Here is an 18,380-nt window from a genome sequence, read left to right as displayed (position 1 = left end):
AGGGATAAATTAAATGAAGAATGTTTTAATTTTTGGGGCTTCCGGATATGGTAAGCGTATACTGTATTCCTTGGATGAGCGATATATTAAAGTAGTAGCTTTTGTAGACAATCATCAAGCAAAACATGGTCATATGGTAAATGATGTACCGATTATTCCTCCCGAAAAAATTCAGTACTATCAGTATGACAGTATCATTGTTTCTGTTGGAACCTTAGAAAAAGATATAAAAAATCAACTAATGAATCTAGGCGTAGAAGAAGAGAGAATTATAACTTTCCATCCTGATGATAGGAATATTCAATGGCTTGAGAATAGATATGTGATGGCTCGTGCGTGCATTGAAGAAATAAATAAGCGTCAAATTCCTGGAAATATTGCAGAACTCGGCGTATATAAAGGAGAATTTGCTAGTTATTTGAATAGGTTCTTCCCAGATAAAAACCTGTATCTTTTTGACACTTTTGAGGGGTTTGATCAACGAGATGAGCATCATAAAGATGAATATGTATCTAGTTCACCAATGTTTACGGATACAAATGTAGAACTCGTTTTGAATAGGATGCAATTTCCTGAAAAGGTGACCGTGAAAAAAGGATACTTTCCTGATACTGCAGTTGGATTAGAGGATACTTTTTGTTTTGTAAGTTTGGATGCTGATTTGTACAAGCCAATTTTACAAGGACTAGAATATTTTTATCCACGATTAGTAAGTGGAGGTTATATATTTATTCACGATTATGATAAGGTCAATTGGCCTGGGGCCACCTTGGCCGTAAGAGAATTTAGTGAGAAATATAATGTTCCCTACCTCCCTATCTTGGATAGAGGCAGTAGTGTTGTTATAGCTAAATAATTGGGATAACAGCCTTAATGTAGGTGCTTTTTTGAGCTAGGTGAAGAAACAAGATAGGGGAGAATCGTTTAGAACTCAAATATAAGTGTTGAAAAATTAGTCCGTGAATAATTATTCAGAGTACTGTAAACGAGAAAACCTAAGATTACTTAAGAGGGAAATTTGGATTTAGCCTAGCTCACTTAAGTATAGGATTTTAAATGCAATATATAAATTAATGATATATTCAAGAAACTTATTAATTTATATGTATATGAGAATGAATTGGGGTGTTCTAGAGATGAACATAGCTTTATTAACAGCTGCGGGTACTGCCAGTAGAATGCGCCAAAGTATTCCGAAGCAATTTCTTCATATAGATAATAAACCAATAATCATCTATACAATGGAAGTTTTCCAGAATGATCCCAACATAGACGCTTTAATGGTTGTGACCTTAGAGGGATGGAGAGAAGTTTTGTTATCTTATGCTAACCAACATGGAATTACAAAGTTGAAATGGGTTGTTGCTGGTGGGAGTACAGGTCAAGAATCAATATATAAGGGTTTAAAAGAACTAGAATATTCATGTGAAGCACAAGATACAGTCATGGTTCATGATGGGAATCGACCGTTAATTACTAATGAAATTATATCCGATAGTTTGGCTACATTTAAAGATTATGGCGGTGCTGTAGCTGCTATACCTTGTAATGAAGCGGTATTTAGAAGCGAGGATGGACTTTCATCTGATTTTTATATACCTAGAGAACAATTATTCAGGACTCAGACGCCTCATACCTATTCTCTTGGCAAACTTCTCTGGGCGCATGAAGAGGCAGCAAAAAAGGGGATAGAAAATTCAGTAGCAAGTTGCACTTTAATGCAGGAGTTGGGGGAGAAAATATATTTATCAAAAGGTTCGGAAAAAAATATAAAGTTGACAACGATGGAAGATATGGAAATACTCAAGGCACTTCTGCATACACAGTAGACTATATCAATTTGCTATATAAATGATATTAGTGATTATGTGTAATAGTTGATTATTTTAATTCAAAACATTAAATAAAGGTTCAAGTTATATTCCAAGGAGACAATAACTTATGATTCATAAAAGTTTGAATTATGTTATGGATATAAAGAAAGTGGCAGCTCAAGATCTCAACTGGGACAAGGTTAGTAATAAAAAAATATTAATATCAGGTGCCAGTGGGATGATCGGGAGATTTTTAATTGATGTAATTATGTATCGCAATAAGATCTATCAGAATAACATATCCATTATTGCTTTAGGGAGAACAATGAGTCAAGCTAGTTCTTTATTTACTGATTATCTTGGTTATGAAAGATTTCAATTCATACCATGTGATATCAATGATATTAACACGCTTAGAGAAATTGAAGCAGTTGATTTTGTTATTCATGCAGCCAGCAAAACCCACCCTTTAGAATATTCCAATGCACCTATTGATACAATATTAATTAATACGTTGGGTACAAACAATATGCTTGAATTAGCAACTCGTGGACAGGGAGCACGATTTGTACTATTATCTTCGGTTGAAGTATATGGAGAAAATAGAGGAGACGTTGAGGAATTCACTGAAGATTATTGTGGCTATATTGACTGCAATACTTTAAGGGCAGGATACCCAGAAGGGAAGCGGGTAGCAGAAGCACTATGCCAAGCGTATTATAAAGAGAAAAACGTTGATTTTGTAACTGTTCGTTTGGCAAGAATTTTTGGGCCAACCATGAATATGGATGATAGTAAAGCAGTGTCTCAACTTATAAAAAATGCGGTTAATAAAGATGATATCGTCCTGAAAAGTGAAGGGAATCAATATTTTAGTTATTGTTATGTTGGTGATGCTGTATTAGGCATATTAAAAATAATGTTCGAGAGTGAGAGTGGGGAATGTTACAATCTTTCTGGGAAAAAAGGGAATATCACTCTTAAAGATTTAGCAACATACTTGGCTAGCCTTAATGGAAGACAGGTCAGATACGAATTAGCAAATGAAGATGAACAAATGGGATATTCTAAGGCGAGTAAAGCCATTTTAAATATTGATAAATTAAGATTATTGGATTGGTCCCCCATATTTGATATAAAAGAAAGTTTGAAAAATACTGTTGAAATAATCCTTGAACTTAAATTAGATTCCAGGTAATCGGAGGCAACATGAGCAGAGCGTTCAGTGAAAGTCTATACATTGGTTATCGACGTATAAAAGCTATCTCTATAGCAGCTTTGTACTATTTGTTTCGGTTTTTACCAATAGACGATAAAAAAGTTGTATTATCCAGTTTTGAAGGAAAACAAGGATACAGTTGTAATCCTAAATATATAGCTGAGGAGATTTTAAAGAGAAATAAATTAAGCAGCCAAGCATACAAACTTATTTGGTTAGTAAATGATACTTCCAATATATTTCCGAGTGAGATTCTTGTGAAGAAAAACAGTTTTTGGAATAGAGCATACCAACTATCCACAGCAGCCATATGGATCGATAACCATAGAAAGCCATTGGAAACTAGAAAGAGAAAAAAGCAATTGTATATAGCTACGTGGCATGGAGCAATTGGCTTTAAAGCTGTAGGTGAATTGAGAGGAACTTCCTTTCCTGAGATAGCCCGATTGGTCAGCAAACATGATTCGCAACTTGTGGATTATTTTTTGTCTAATTCTTCATGGTGCAGTGATATGTATAGAAAGGCGTTCTTTTACGAAGGTGAAATCATTAAAACCGGCTCTCCAAGATGTGATGTTTATAGAGAGGCAGAGCATATGCGTAATAGAATACGCAAAGAATTTGAACTGCCTGAAAATTCAAAAATATTGCTTTATGCTCCAACATTTCGGAGTGGGACACAAAATATAGTTATGAATACTTTATCGGGGGAGAGCCGACTGTCATATGAAGCTCTACACGAAGTATTAAATAAAAAGTTCCAGGGAGATTGGTATATCTTTGTACGGTTACATCCAAGCCTCAAAGGTCAGAAATTTGAGAACAAAGAGAATAACTCTATCATTTTTGATATAACCAATAGAGATGATGCATATGACGTATTAGCTGCCACGGATCTGTTTATTTCAGATTACTCAAGTATAGCCTTCGACGCTGCAGCTATGAATATCCCCGTATTTATTTTCGCTGAGGATATGGATGATTATGTGAAAGATAGAGGCAGGCTTCTTTGGGATATGGAGGATTTACCTTTTAAAGTATCATATAGCAATGATGAGCTATTAAAAAATATCATTGAGTTTAATGAGGAAGAGTATCATAATGGCCTAGGTAAATTACGTGAGGAAGTTGAATTATTGGAAGACGGTTATGCGAGCCAAAGAGTTGTTGATCTTATACAAAAGAAATAACTTAAGAGATCTAACGCTACAGCTTTAATTTTTGACTATTACTGGCTTCAAATGTATAGAAGATGGTTCCCTTTTTAGGAGACGTCTTCTTATTTTTTTTGCTTCATTTTTGGAATAAATTGGATGTTGAGTTGTGAGTTTTGAGCTAATGAAAGTTTCCTTTTAATCCGATATAAGTTAGAGAACAGTAGTAAGTTTATCTCACAATACCGTGCATAATATATGCTTAATTTAATCGAAACCCATCATGAGTTTATCTTGGATATCAGACAACATAGGAGGAGGCATAAAATGATCACGGCAATCATTTTGGCAGGTGGAACTGGAGTAAGAATGAATAGTAGAACAAAACCTAAACAATTTCTGGAGCTTCATGGAAAACCAATCATTATTCATACATTAGAACATTTCGAACGCCATCCAAAAGTGGATAATATAGTGGTAGTTTGTGTTAAAGGGTGGAAAAAAGAACTAGAGAATGTCATAAAAAGAAATTATATAACTAAGGTGAAGTGGGTTGTAGGAGGCGGAGAAACAGTCCAAATGTCAACCTATAATGGACTGAAAGCTGTTTACAATGAAATGGGTCATTTAAAAAATCATATTGCAATAATTCATGATGGGGTACGTCCGTTAATAGATGAAAAGTTAATAACAGATAATATTGAAACGGTTAAAAATCGAGGATCCTCTGTGACTGTTAGTTACGCGATTGAAACTATAACCTCAGTAGATGATGATGGAAAGATTTTACGAGTAGAGAATAGGGACAAGGCTAGAATTGCAAAAGCACCTCAATGTTTTTATATGGACAGACTTATGGAAGCACATTATAAGGCACAGACTGAGGGGATTCATTCAATGATAGATGCTGCTTCCTTAATGAATTATTATGGACATGATCTTCATACAGTACTTGGTTCTAACTATAACATCAAAATTACGACTCCTGCAGATTATTATATTTTTAGAGCTTTATTTGAAGCCGAGGAGAACTCGCAAATATTCGGACTATAACATTGAAAATTGGTGATACGATGAATGAAATTCTAAAAGAAGATTTTGAATATATACAGGATGCTCATCTACCGTGGGAAAGTATTAAGAATAGCACTGTATTTATTACAGGAGCAACAGGATATATAGGGTCTTTATTAGTTCGTTTTTTTGATTATATGAATAAGAACTATCAATATAACATTAGAATTGTAGCACTTGCTCGTGATTACAATAAAGCAATGAATGTATTTAATTCATTGGAAGTAGAAATAGTGGAAAGTGACATTCGACAGTTGTTATCACTCGAAATGCAAGTTGATTTTATTTTCCATTGTGCAGCTGTGACCAATTCGAAGGCAATGATTGCAGAACCTGTTGAAGTGACCGAGGGAATTGTGCAAGGGACATTTAATGTCATGAAGTTATCAGCAGAACAAAACGTAAAAAGTGTTGTTTTCCTTTCTTCTATGGAAGTCTACGGTAGTAGTGAGGGGAGTTCCAAAGTTGGTGAGAAGGATCTGGGGTGTATTGAAATTTATAATACAAGGAACTGTTACCCTCTCGGTAAGAGAATGGCAGAGAACATTTGCTTCAGTTATTTTTCTGAATACAAGGTACCTGTTAAGGTTGCAAGACTTGCACAAACCTTTGGAGCTGGTATTTCTGAGAATGAGAATAGAGTCTTTGCGCAATTTGCCCGTAGCGTTCTTCAAGGTAAGGATATCGTGCTTCATACAGATGGATCATCCATGGGTAATTATTGCTATTCAGCGGATGTAATTCGGGGGCTGTTCTATATTCTATTCAATGGTGTTAATGGACAGGAATATAATGTGGTCAATGAAGAAGCAAGCTTAAGTATTAGAGAAATGGCAAATCTTGTAGCTCAGAATGTTTCTGGGGGAAATATTAAAGTGAAGTATGAAATTCCTACGCTAAATCAATACGGATATGCTGTTACAACTAATATAAAGCTATCAGCTTCAAAAATTGGGGAACTTGGTTGGAAACCTAAGTATGGATTAGAACTCATGTACAAACGTATGATTGATTACATGACATTGAATGAACAGGAATTAACTGTTTAGAAGTCACATTTATTATTTATTGATCCGGTATATGTAAAGTTTTTCAGTATAATTATAGGGTAGGTTTGCATAATGAGTGAACAAATCCATCAAAAGTTTATTGAAACATTTAAAGAGCATAATAAACGGCCCATTGCTTTATACGGGTTGGGGATTACTACAAGAAAGATTTTAGATTTGTATGAACTCTATAATTTTGTTGGTATTGTGGCAAATGAAAGAATCGGTGAAGTTGTGTATGGAAAAGAAGTTATGTCTATCGATTCGGTAATGAATAGTGCCGAATTAATTATTATTGTTTCTCAAATGAAATCGGTTAAAACAATCTACAATAGAATAAAGCACGCTGAAGAGGCTGGTTTAGAAATATATGATTTAACAGGTGAAAATTTGTCTGCTAAGGATCATGAGAACGAATTTTTTGATGAGCCATACTGGGAGAAGAACATTACAGAATTGAAGAATCATATTGATAGAAGTGATATCGTTTCATTTGATCTATGGGACACATTGATTATGCGAAAAGTTCTGCATCCAGATCATATTTTTGATATCGTTGAGTCCAAGTCGAAATCTTTTGTGGATAATTTGAATTTTAGCTATTTAAGGGTTAAAGCAGAGCAAACACTAATAGATATGGGGTATGTTCCGAATTTGACAGAAATATACAAAGAGATTCGAAACAATCAGCCTAAGATCGACTCACAGTTGTGGTCACGGTTAATGGAACTGGAGATTGAGACGGAAAGGAAGTACTCAATTAAAAGAGAATCTATTGTTTATCTACTAGACTATGCTAGGGATCAAGGTAAAAGGGTCTATTTAATATTTGAAACAAGCCTTACAAGCCCTCAGATTCAAAGTCTTCTTGAAAATTGCTTTATTAATGTTGAGAATTGTGAGTGTTTAATCTCTAATGAAATTAGAAAGACAACTCGAGATGGCTCAATCTATAAGTATTTTAATGAAATTGCTGGCACAGGAAAGAAAATGCACATCGGTAATAGAAATGTTGATAAGGTCAGAAATTATAATATCGAAGCAATTTATTTGGCGACTTCATATGAGTTATGGAGTAAATCCTCAATTCGTTATATCCTTCCGAAGGCGATAACGTTAAACGACAGCATCTTATTAGGCGTCCTAGCATCAAAAGCGTTTAACGATCCGTTCGTTTTATCCTCTTCTAAAGGTAAAATGGAGATTAACAATTTATATGAACTTGGATACTATTGTTTCGCTGGCTTAACAGTAAAGTTCCTTACTTGGCTTACAGAGAAATATAGATTTAACCATAATGCTGTTATTTTATTCGCTTCGCGAGATGGGTATCTGTTGCATCAATTATACGAAAAAATAAGAAGTCAACAAGTTGATTTGGGATTGCCTGAAGGCATCTATTTTTATATATCCAGAAGAGCGGTAAACGTTGCTTGTATCCATTCGGAAAAGGATATAGCAAATATTGTTCGTTCAGTATTGGATTTATCAAGAGGTAAGCTGAATCAAATTTTAGGGCAACGGTTAGGTATTGATTTCGATCCTAAGGATGAGATTCTGAATTCTGAACTAAATACAATTCAGGATACCCAAGAGAGCGATCAAATTATAGAACGAGTACTTGAATATAAGCAGTTAATTCTCAGTAATGCTTTAAAAGAGCGAGTCAACTATTTCAAGTATATAGACCTGGTCCTTCAGAATAAGTACAATGATGACCGTGAGGTATACTTCTTTGACTTATTTACAAAAGGAACAAGTTTTCATAATCTCAAAAAATTACTCTCAGATATGAAATTGATATGTTTTGATGTTAAAGATGCCCCCAATGAATATATCTCCAATTTGGATGAGATACAGCGATTGTTTGGAGATGCAGGAGAAGCTCGTTTCTCTTTTCAAAAATTTTATCAGCTTTTTGAAGTTGCGTATGCGTCATCCGAAGGACAGTTAAAGTGCTTCGACGAAAAAGGGAATCCTCAGTTTATAAAGTCTAGTGAGTATAACCACAACGAAATTATAGCCTTGCAGAGAGGTGTTCAAGACTTTATAGCTGATTTGGAATACTTAAATGAAAGTTGGTATCTGCAACCTATTAATTTAGGCATGGTAGATTCTTTTAGTGAAATGATGGATGTTAAGAGAACGATTATGTCACCAACACTAAGTAAGGGTTTTGCGTATTATGACAGCTTCGCCTCAGAAGAAACGATGAATATCTGGGAAAATATGATTTAAGGAGATTATTAGTGCGAAAAAAGATGAAAAGTACTCTGTTGAATGTAGTTTATTCACTTCAACAAGCGACCTCTAATTTAGAAACACTTGTTCATGCTGGGCGATATACCGATTCGTTAGAAGTACTAAAAGCTTGTCAAGAAGGTGCTATAAGTATTGGAACTACAATAGAGCAGCAGGCTAACCAAGATACGGGACACATTATCAAGAAATTAGAGAATTATTGTGAGAGTGTCTACCGGGTTTATATAAATGTAGAGAATGCAGATTATCTTGCGAGTAATCCGTTGAAAAATTTAGCTGACCAATTGCACGATATAGAAATATGTATTGAAAGTGAAATTCATGTGAAATATGAGGTTGTATTTCTTCCATATAAAGCTTCCATGTGGGATTCAATGGAGAGCGTGTGGAAAGCTGCGAATGAAGATCCGAATTGTAATTCTTATGTTATTCCTGTCCCATACTTTGAATTTATTCAAAATCCAAAAACACAAGTGTTAAGATATGATGGAGCCGAATTTCCATCATACGTTCCGACTATGCCATTTAATAACTATGATTTTAAGCAGCAAATGCCTGACGTAATCTATATACACAATCCATATGATCAATACAATAATGTTACATCTGTTCATCCTTCGTTCTATGCTTCTATATTAAAAGAGTATACCGATCTTCTTGTGTATATTCCTTATTTTGTAACCGGAGGATCAATCTCAAAAAGTCTTACTTCGTTACCAACATACCAATTTATGGATGTGATTGTCACTCAATCGGAAAGTGTGAGTAGTTTCTATAAAGGTAATGTCGCTTCAGAAAAATTAGTCGCGCTAGGCTCCCCAAAAGTAGACAAAGTACAAGTGCTTTCTAAAGAAAATAGAGTAATACCGATAGAGTGGGAGTCCATTATCCAAGATAAGAAGATCATTTTCTATAATACAAGTCTATCCAGCTTATATGAATATAGAGAAAAATGCCTTGAGAAGATGAAGGATGTTTTTACTTGTTTTAAGGGCAGAGAGAACGAAGTGTTGTTATGGAGACCACATCCTCTAGTTAAGGCTACATTAAAGTCAACGTTTCCACAACTGTATCAGGAGTACTGCGAGATAGAAGAAGAATTTATATTTAATCAAATAGGTATTTTGGATGCAAGTCCTGACATCTCACTTTCTGTAGCGATTTCAGATGCATATATTGGGGAAGAAGGCTCTTCTGTTATTCATTTGTTTGGGGCTACAGGAAAACCAATATTTTTACTCCATTATGGAGACGAAAGTATTAACCGACTAGGATTTGCAGATGCACATCTAGAAGGTGAAGAACTGTGGTTTACTCACGCTCATTATAATGCTTTATGTAAAATGAACATTCACACTGCTCAAGTTGAGATTTTGAATAGTATCCCCAATGAGCTTCCAATAAAAGATCTGTTGTATCACGATATCGCTAAAGTAGATCATAAATTATACTTTGTACCAAGTCGTGCAGAAGAGATGGCCATTTATGATATGGAAAACAACAAATTCGAAAAAGTTGCATATGAAAATGAGAATGATAATGTTTTCTCTAAATTTACAAGAGCAGTGCGACTGAATAATTTTCTGTACTTTTTACCAGTAAATCATTTTGCTTTAGTGAGGTATAACGTAACGGATGGAACCTTCAAATATTATTCTGAAATAGTGAAAAAAATAAAAAAATATTCTTTGAATAATAAGCAGGGTCTATATTTTATGAATGCAATTGTTCAAGAAGGCGAATCACTTTTTTTGGCAGCTGCTCAGACAAATATTATTATTGAATTTAATACAGTTACCGAGACTATAATACTGCACAAAGTCGGAACTAAAGAAACAGGATTTTATCGTATGGAAAATGACGGTGAGTACTATTGGTTGATTTCAAATGAAGATGGACCAATAGTTAAGTGGAATCGTAAAACAAATCAAACATTCGAATATGATAAATATCCAAAAGGATTTTTGTCAGGAGGAAAAGGATTTTTCAGCATAATAAATTGTGCCACAGACTATATGCTGTTATTCCCCAAAAAAGGTAATATGATTGTCGAAATTAATAAAGAATCAGGGATTATGCAAGAATACATTTTGGATTTGCCATACAAAGAAGGGGAAAGGAAATCAGAACAACATAATTGGCCGAATAATTACTATTTTGTGAAAAGAATTAACGAAGATCAGATCGTTGCACTTACAGCATATGATAGCTCACTGCTATTTATAAATACTGAAACTCGACAGGTAGTTTTGAAAGAGAGCAAATTTATTAAAAATGAATCCAGACTACATTTTCAAGAATGGGGCAGCAATCTACCGTATGCTTGTAGAGAAGGAGTACTTTCCAACGTTGAAGACTTTCTTGACGGTTTAGATAAATATAATATTGAACACAGTGTAGCTCAAAAAAAAGCTTATCAAAAGGTTATTAATAACATGGACGGAACAAGTGGCTTGAAAATACATCAACATATAACTAACCAATTAAAGATCACGAATCAATTGGAAAGTGCGGAAAAAGGGCAATATTAGTGGAAGAAGAGGGAAGGTGAAAGAGGTCGTAGTAAGAGATTATATGGCTTCAGAAGAATTGAAAAAATTATGGGCTGTGGAAATGGATCTGATTGATAGATTAAAAGAAGTATGTGATAGACATAATCTTACCTATTATATGTCGGGTGGAACCTTGCTGGGAGCAGTTAGACACCAGGGGTTTATTCCTTGGGATGATGATGCAGATTTTCTAATGCCCCGAAAGGATTATGAGAAACTAAAACTGGTTGCGGCTAAGGAGTTTACAGAGCCATATTTTTTGCAGACTGAGGAGAGCGATCCTGGCTTGTATTTGGGGGGATTTGCAAGACTTAGAAATAGTCATACTACTAATATTACTTATGCTCACATGAGCTGTAAGGCGAATTTTGGGATTTGGATAGATATTAGTATATTAGATTTTCTCGCTGAAGATAAGTTAAAAAGAAAAATACAAGTTAACAGAATTAGATTTTTTCAAAGATTAATGTATGCGAAAACATTTAAAAGAAAGGAGGGGCTGTTAGAGTTATCGGATTTCCATTGGTTCTTATTTAAATTAGGAACTAAAATGTGTTCGAGAAGTTGGATAAGTAAACAGCTTAAAGCAGCAAGCTCTTCCTGTGAATACTCTAAATTTGTAACTAGTTTTGCATATCATGCTGATCAGTATTTTCCTATAGAACTGGAGACAGTAGATTTTGAAGATGTAACTCCTATGAATTTTCAGACAATGCTATTGCCCGCTCCGGTTGGATTCAAGAATTACTTATATTTGAAATATGGAAGGGATTATATGGATTTGCCTCCAGAGGAAGAACGTAAGCCCGCCCATATTGGAGTGTTGAGTAGCGAGATCCCTTATACTAAATTCATTATAAATTCTGACAATCTTAAAGATGTAACTGATAGTAAAAACGTTGTTATTTTCGGAGCTGGACAGATGCTTCAATACTATTTAGAAAGAACAGTAAACAAGCGCCCGAAATATATCCTAGATAATGATCCAATGAAGTGGGGAATGTCGATACAAGATATTGATGTGAAATCGCCACAGTATCTACTAGATGAAAATGATAAAGAAACAATTGTTTTAATTTGCAGTATTCATTATAGAAGTATTGTGAATCAACTAAAAAATATGAATATCAGTGAATATGCAATTTTTGTACAGAATCAATATTGGCTTTAATTAAAAACAGGGGGAGGTATTATGGACAATCTATTTGAGACTACAATCCAGAAGGCATTTAAAGAGAATTTCTCCACTTATAAAAATAAGAAGATCTTACTTTATGGGACAGGGGTAGTAGCCGAGTTCATCCTGAATAATAACCCCAGCTATAATATTATAGGTCTAATGGATGGAAATAAGAAGTACGGAGAGCTATTAGGTAAGAAGGTATATTCCTATGAAGAGGTGTTAAAAAACAAGCCAGATCTTATTATCGTGGCAGCTGCTAAAAGAAATGTAGAAATGATCTATGATCGGTTAGCTTATTTTTGTCATACCAATAATATTCCATTGTACTCTGTTGACGGGAGAAATTTATTTACTGCCTACGGCTATCATGGGCTATCCGATTCTCAGATACAGTATTTTGATGTACATGAAGAATTACTAAAGAGTCAAATTGACAAAAATGAGATCATTTATTTTGATATTTACGATGTTCTAATCATGAGAAAGACATTAATCAAGTTGGATGTATTGGATATTGTTGAATATAGATTAACTCAAGCTAACATTAAGATTCCTGACTACATTAATGCAAGAATCAAAGCCGAACAAGAAGTTATGATGTCACACGGCACAATCAATGAAATATATGAAAAATTAGCTAAAATTAGCAACATCTCAGTTGAAAATGCTCTTGAAGCTATGGCAGTTGAACTCGAAGTTGAGACGTCTATTACTTGTAGTCGGAGTTCAATCAAAGCTATGATGCGATATGCTTTAGATGAAAATAAAAAGGTATACTTGGTCAGTGATACTTATTTTCAAAAAGGATTTTTAGAATCGCTGTTACTAAGCCAAGGAATAACTGGTTATTCTGATTTAATAATCTCAAATGAACATAAACGAACAAAACGTGAGGGATTGCTCAGTTTTTGGGATAACAATTATAGCAATGAAAGTTCTCTTTATATAGGAGTGGACTCGGAAAGTGAAATAGTCCAGGTAAACCAAAGTAAGTTTAACATCTTTTTGATCAAAAGTGCATATGACATGTTTCTTTTATCTTCATATAAGGATATGATCTATAGCCTCAATAATATCAATGAGCGCTCTCTGTTCGGACTAATTGTAGCCAAATTGTTTAATTCTCCATTTGCACTCTATAATTCGGATGGAAAACCGAAAGTCGATAATAATTATAACTTTGGGTACGTTTTTATAGCTCCATTAATTATAAAGTACGTATTTTGGATCATAGGCAAGACGAAGAATGAAAAATATGATGATGTATTATTTGCTGCTAGAGATGGGTGGATTACACATAGGCTGTACTCTATTTTACGTGAGAAAATGAGTATTAACATTCCCAAAGGGATATATTTTCAGACATCAAGAACACTCTGCACTCTTGCTTCTGTGACGACAGAAGAGGATATTCGGTGGATAGCTGAAGTGCCTCATGCATATGAGCCAGAACAGATGCTTAAACGTAGATTCGGATTAAATAATTCAGAAATACATGAGTACGTTGAAGAAAATCATGTAGATTCTGTGTGGTATGCATATTACCACACAGAAGGTATACTCATCAACGCAAAACGTATTAGAGAAAGCTACTTGAATTATATAGAAAGTTTAAATCTGAAATCTGAAGGAAAGTATGCTTTTGTGGATTTTGTCTCTTCAGGGACTTGTCAATTGTTATTGGATAAGATTACCGCATTAAATTTGGAAGGATTATATTATTGTAAATACAATAACAATGATGAATCAAAATTGAACCTTTCAGGTGATGCTATGTTTGAGAATATGGTAGAACAAGTCTATTGTAGTTTTTCTTACGAAAATTACTTGTTATTAGAAACGGTGATGACTTCGCTGAATCCTTCCATTGCAAGCATTGGCCCTGACGGTCAATTTATTTATGGTGAGGAAGTAAGAAACAGTAAGGAAATGATCTATGTTCAGGAAGTCCATCAAGCTGTCGAAGACATTTTTTTAGACTATATAGAGAATATGCACATTATGAATATTGAGATCAATAAATTTGTTGTAGATCGCATATTTAGCTATCATCAATCAAGATATACTAACGAACAATGTGAGATTTTTGATAACTTAAGGTTAATGGAAGACTTCGGTCAATGGCATATGACATTACCACGAGTAACTTAGAAGGTGGATAAGAAATGACTTTACTCATAACACAATATTATAAAAGTGAGAATGATGAAGTAGAACTCAGTCAGGAAGAGATGGATATCTGTAGTTATATTTCTCAGAATAACGAAGATAACTATGATCAATTGATATCAGAGGATCCAAGGTGGAATGTTTTTCTACAACTAACACGACTGAGGAAATCATTGTTAAATTGGTATGACTTTAAACCTGGTTCTACGTTACTTGAAATAGGTGGTGGTTTCGGAGCTTTGACTGGTCTCTTCTGTGATCATTGTGCAGAAGTTGTTTCAGTGGAGGGGTCTCTTCAACGAGCCAAACACATTCAGGAAAGACATAAAAATCGAACGAACCTCAAAATATATGCCGGCAACATTGGAGATATTCCAATAGATCAAAAGTTTGATTATATTGCTCTTATTGGACTTTTGGAGTTTGAAGGAAAAGGGAGTAAGGACAGATTAATCTACAGTGACTTTTTAAAATCAATAGGTGAGCGTCTTAAACCTGGTGGAAAACTTATCATCGCTGTCGAGAACAGATTTGGCTTGAAATATTTGTGTGGTGCGCCTGATCCATACTATGGAATTCCGTTTGCCCAAATCAATCAAAGCTCTTACAAGAAGGGAACAGGCCACTCTTTCAGTAAGCAGGAACTAACTACAATAATAGAAAATGCAGGTTATAAACATTTTAAATTTTATTATCCTCTGCCAGACTATAGATTGCCTCAATTGATCTATTCTGAAAAATGTATACCTAAAACAAGTTTGAAGGAAAGATTAACCCCGTATTATATTGATTCTTCTTCACTGCTGGCGTATGAGAACGATCTGTACGATGATGTAATTGAAAACAATGCTTTGGAATTTGTGGCAAATTCTTTCCTGGTGGAATGCTCTTTTAATGATATGGATTTTTGTGATGTAATTTATGCTGCTGTCTCTACTGATCGCGGACGGAGAGAAGGGTTCGCAACGACAATTCATAGTGATGGCAATGTCAAGAAAACACCTTTATATTCAGAAGGGTTGCCTCAATTGCGAAATATAAAAGAAAACCACGATGAATTAGAATCCAGTCAGTTAAAAGTAATTCGAACGCTTCTCAAAGAAAATAGATTAGTTATGCCTTACGTAGCTTACGATACTTTATCGGATTATTTAAAGATCATCATCCGAAAGAATCCTGAAGAATTCGTATTGTTATTTGATCAGTTATACAATAGTATACTGCAATCATCCAGTATAACTGAACACATGAATCCTTCCTTTCATGGCTATAACGACTCATTAGACTATGGAGTCATTCTTGAAAAGGCTTATATCGATATGATTCCGGTGAACTGTTTTTATCATGATAAGGAGCTTATTTTCTTTGATCAGGAATTTGTGAAGGAACAATACCCTGCTAAATATGTTTTGTTCAGGGCGTTAAAGTATACGTATTTTTTCATTCAAGATGCAGAAAGATATATCTCGCTCGGTGACATGCAGGAAAGATACGGGCTTAATCATTTGTGGGAAGAATTCGAAAAAGAAGAATACAACTTTGTATCCTTGAACCGAAAATATAACGAGTATCATAATTTCCTTAAAAGAACCTATATAGATCGAAATGGGATGCGCGTTAATGCAAAACAATTATTAAGAGCAAATCGAAAAAATGATTAAGGGGAACTGAGTATGATCAGCGAGAAGGATTTTGTAGTAAACACATTTAGAGAGAATTTCTCTGATTTCAAAAATCGTAGGATTGTTCTGTACGGAATCGGTTTTCATACTCAAGCTATTCTCTCTGCGTTTCCTGACTTCAATATCATTGGATTAATGGATCCGGTAAGAACAGGTGATATTTATGACAAGAAAATACTAACATTTGAGGAAGCCTCTGAATTGGATGTTGAAGCCATTATTGTGATAGCGCGCTCAAAATCAGTTAAAATTATATTTAATAGGATTTCTAATTTATATGCTGATAGTAATGTTATCCTCTATGATGTTAATAAAAATAATTTGTTTGAGTTGTTTGATGACCAAAGAATTTCGGATGAGAATGAGTTATATTTCCAGGTTAATGAGAATTCACTAAAAGAAGAAATATTAAAGCATGAAGTTATTAGTTTTGATATTTTTGATACGTTAATGATGAGGAAAGTTCTTTATCCTCAAGACGTATTTGAAATAGTTGAAGGGAAGGCTCTGCAAATTGGATTAAGTGTGCAACAATTCAGACAAAAAAGAGCTGAGTCTGAGCGTTCATTATTAATGAGAACAAACCCTAATATCTATGAAATTTATGAGGAACTGCAAGATCTAACTCAAATATCATCAGAAGAGAAAGAAGAGTTATTAGCGCTTGAACTGGCGACAGAAAAAGAAGTGCTCATAAAAAGAGAAAAAATGGTTGAGTTACTTCATTATGCGGTCTCTCATGGTAAGGATGTATATCTCATCTCTGATATGTATCTACCGAAGACCATATTACTTCGTTACCTTTCTGACTTGGGTGTTCGTGGATTTAAAGATGTATTTGTTTCTTGTGAATATCGTACACCTAAATGTGATGGTTTGTTTGATATTTTCAAAGATAAAGTTAAAGCAAGTAGTTATCTTCATATAGGGGATAATTATGATGCGGACTATACATTTGCCAAGTTACATGGTTTGGACTCATTTCATATAAAAAGTTCTTTGGAAATGCTAGAAATCTCATCTTATCGTAGTATTTTTAAGAGTTTAACTTCAATTAACGATCGGTCTTTGTTAGGACTTCAGTTATCCCGGGTATTTAACAACCCCTTTGCTCTTTATCAGTCTGATGGTCGTCCAAAGCTCATTTCGACGTATGACGTTGGCTATTCTTTTGTTGCCCCTATTATAACCAACTTTGTACTGTGGTTGCTTAAAGCATCTAAAGAGGGGAATTATGATAAAATTTTGTTTTTAGCGAGAGATGGATACTTAATACAAAAACTGTATCAACAGGCTACTCGTATTTTAAATATGGACATTATGCCAGAAAATGAGTATTTTCTCACTTCAAGAATGATCTGTGCGGGATCATCAATCGTTTCAAGAGAAGATATTATTGAGATTGCCAAAATACCCTTTACGGACTCACCTGAAGAGTTGCTAAAAACACGTTTTAGTCTAGAAAATATTGAAATACTACCATATAATCCGAAAATAACTGTTGAAGAGTACGTCTTAATGCATGAGACAACTATCTTATCACGCTCTTCTGTATTAAAAGAAAATTACATGAAATATATAAGACAATTTAACTTTTCCAAAGAGGATAAAATAGCAGTATTCGATTTTGTATCAACGGGCACTTGTCAAATGTATCTTACAGACCTACTTCCCTGCGAATTAACGGGGCTATATTTCTTGAATTATAAAATTAACAACCTCAAGAAGAATCAGCTATCAATTAAGGCATTTTACGAAAATGATTTCACATATCAAACACAAAGCTATATTTTTGAAAATTACAATTTTATGGAACTAGTTGTAACTTCATTTGAGCCCTCATTAGCTTCTTTTGATGAGAATACTAATCCTATCTATAGACCTGAAAAACGAACTGAGAAAGAGATGAAATATTTAAGTGAAATGCATCAAGCGATTACAGATTTCTGCTGTGATTATATTCTTAATGTATATCAACGATCCGCGCCTATTAATAACATGGTTTCTGAAGTAATGTATAGTTTCATTCAAGAGAAATTCACAAATATCGAGAATGAAAGTTTCTATAATATGGTATTGATTGATGATTTTGGTGTAGGGGAAATAGAGGTAGTTTGTTAAAAATTTGTTGGGATATATGCTGTATATCCAGGAGAAATGTAGAGAACTGGTAATTAAAAGAAAGCGCCAAAATTAATTTGGACGCTTTCTTTTAATTCAGA

Annotated in this window: 12 protein-coding genes; all 12 read left to right on the top strand. The window is 34.2% G+C overall.

Annotation, left to right across the window (positions count from 1 at the left end; translation table 11 throughout):
• Positions 1–13: 13 nt before the first annotated feature.
• The 12 genes from V6669_RS27335 to V6669_RS27280 all read left to right on the top strand — a co-directional run bounded on the left by V6669_RS27335 (position 14) and on the right by V6669_RS27280 (position 18,279).
• Positions 14–856 carry a TylF/MycF/NovP-related O-methyltransferase gene (locus V6669_RS27335; protein WP_338588699.1) on the top strand — a complete coding sequence of 281 codons (843 nt, stop codon included), beginning with the start codon at positions 14–16 and terminating at the stop codon, positions 854–856.
• Positions 857–1,136: 280 nt separating this feature from the next.
• Entirely contained in the window at positions 1,137–1,829 is a 693-nt protein-coding gene (locus tag V6669_RS27330; protein WP_338588698.1) for an IspD/TarI family cytidylyltransferase, read from the top strand.
• A gap of 112 nt (positions 1,830–1,941) precedes the next feature.
• Positions 1,942–3,012, top strand: coding sequence for an NAD-dependent epimerase/dehydratase family protein (locus V6669_RS27325; protein WP_338588697.1), 1,071 nt, complete (start codon positions 1,942–1,944; stop codon positions 3,010–3,012).
• An 11-nt stretch (positions 3,013–3,023) separates the two neighbouring features.
• Entirely contained in the window at positions 3,024–4,223 is a 1,200-nt protein-coding gene (locus V6669_RS27320; RefSeq protein WP_338588696.1) for a CDP-glycerol glycerophosphotransferase family protein, read from the top strand.
• Between the two features lie 291 nt (positions 4,224–4,514).
• Positions 4,515–5,240 (top strand): IspD/TarI family cytidylyltransferase, encoded by a 726-nt coding sequence (locus tag V6669_RS27315; protein WP_338588695.1) that lies wholly within the window; start codon positions 4,515–4,517, stop codon positions 5,238–5,240.
• A 20-nt stretch (positions 5,241–5,260) separates the two neighbouring features.
• Entirely contained in the window at positions 5,261–6,310 is a 1,050-nt protein-coding gene (locus tag V6669_RS27310) for an NAD(P)-dependent oxidoreductase (RefSeq protein WP_338588694.1), read from the top strand.
• 72 nt (positions 6,311–6,382) lie between these two features.
• Positions 6,383–8,548, top strand: coding sequence for a hypothetical protein (locus tag V6669_RS27305; protein WP_338588693.1), 2,166 nt, complete (start codon positions 6,383–6,385; stop codon positions 8,546–8,548).
• Positions 8,549–8,559: 11 nt separating this feature from the next.
• Positions 8,560–11,103: a hypothetical protein gene (locus tag V6669_RS27300; RefSeq protein WP_338588692.1), complete on the top strand. Its 2,544-nt coding sequence runs from the start codon at positions 8,560–8,562 to the stop codon at positions 11,101–11,103.
• A 16-nt stretch (positions 11,104–11,119) separates the two neighbouring features.
• Positions 11,120–12,295 carry a LicD family protein gene (locus tag V6669_RS27295; protein ID WP_338588691.1) on the top strand — a complete coding sequence of 392 codons (1,176 nt, stop codon included), beginning with the start codon at positions 11,120–11,122 and terminating at the stop codon, positions 12,293–12,295.
• Positions 12,296–12,316: 21 nt separating this feature from the next.
• Positions 12,317–14,458: a hypothetical protein gene (locus V6669_RS27290; RefSeq protein WP_338588690.1), complete on the top strand. Its 2,142-nt coding sequence runs from the start codon at positions 12,317–12,319 to the stop codon at positions 14,456–14,458.
• 14 nt (positions 14,459–14,472) lie between these two features.
• Positions 14,473–16,137, top strand: a complete 1,665-nt coding sequence (locus V6669_RS27285) for a methyltransferase domain-containing protein (RefSeq protein WP_338588689.1) — start codon at positions 14,473–14,475, stop codon at positions 16,135–16,137.
• Between the two features lie 12 nt (positions 16,138–16,149).
• Entirely contained in the window at positions 16,150–18,279 is a 2,130-nt protein-coding gene (locus tag V6669_RS27280; protein ID WP_338588688.1) for a hypothetical protein, read from the top strand.
• Positions 18,280–18,380: the final 101 nt, after the last annotated feature.

Source organism: Paenibacillus sp. Y5S-9, assembly GCF_036894235.1.
Classification (GTDB): Bacteria; Bacillota; Bacilli; order Paenibacillales; family Paenibacillaceae; genus Paenibacillus.
The sequence above is the reverse complement of the archived record's forward strand: the minus strand, read 5'-3'. Positions and strand labels throughout refer to the sequence as shown.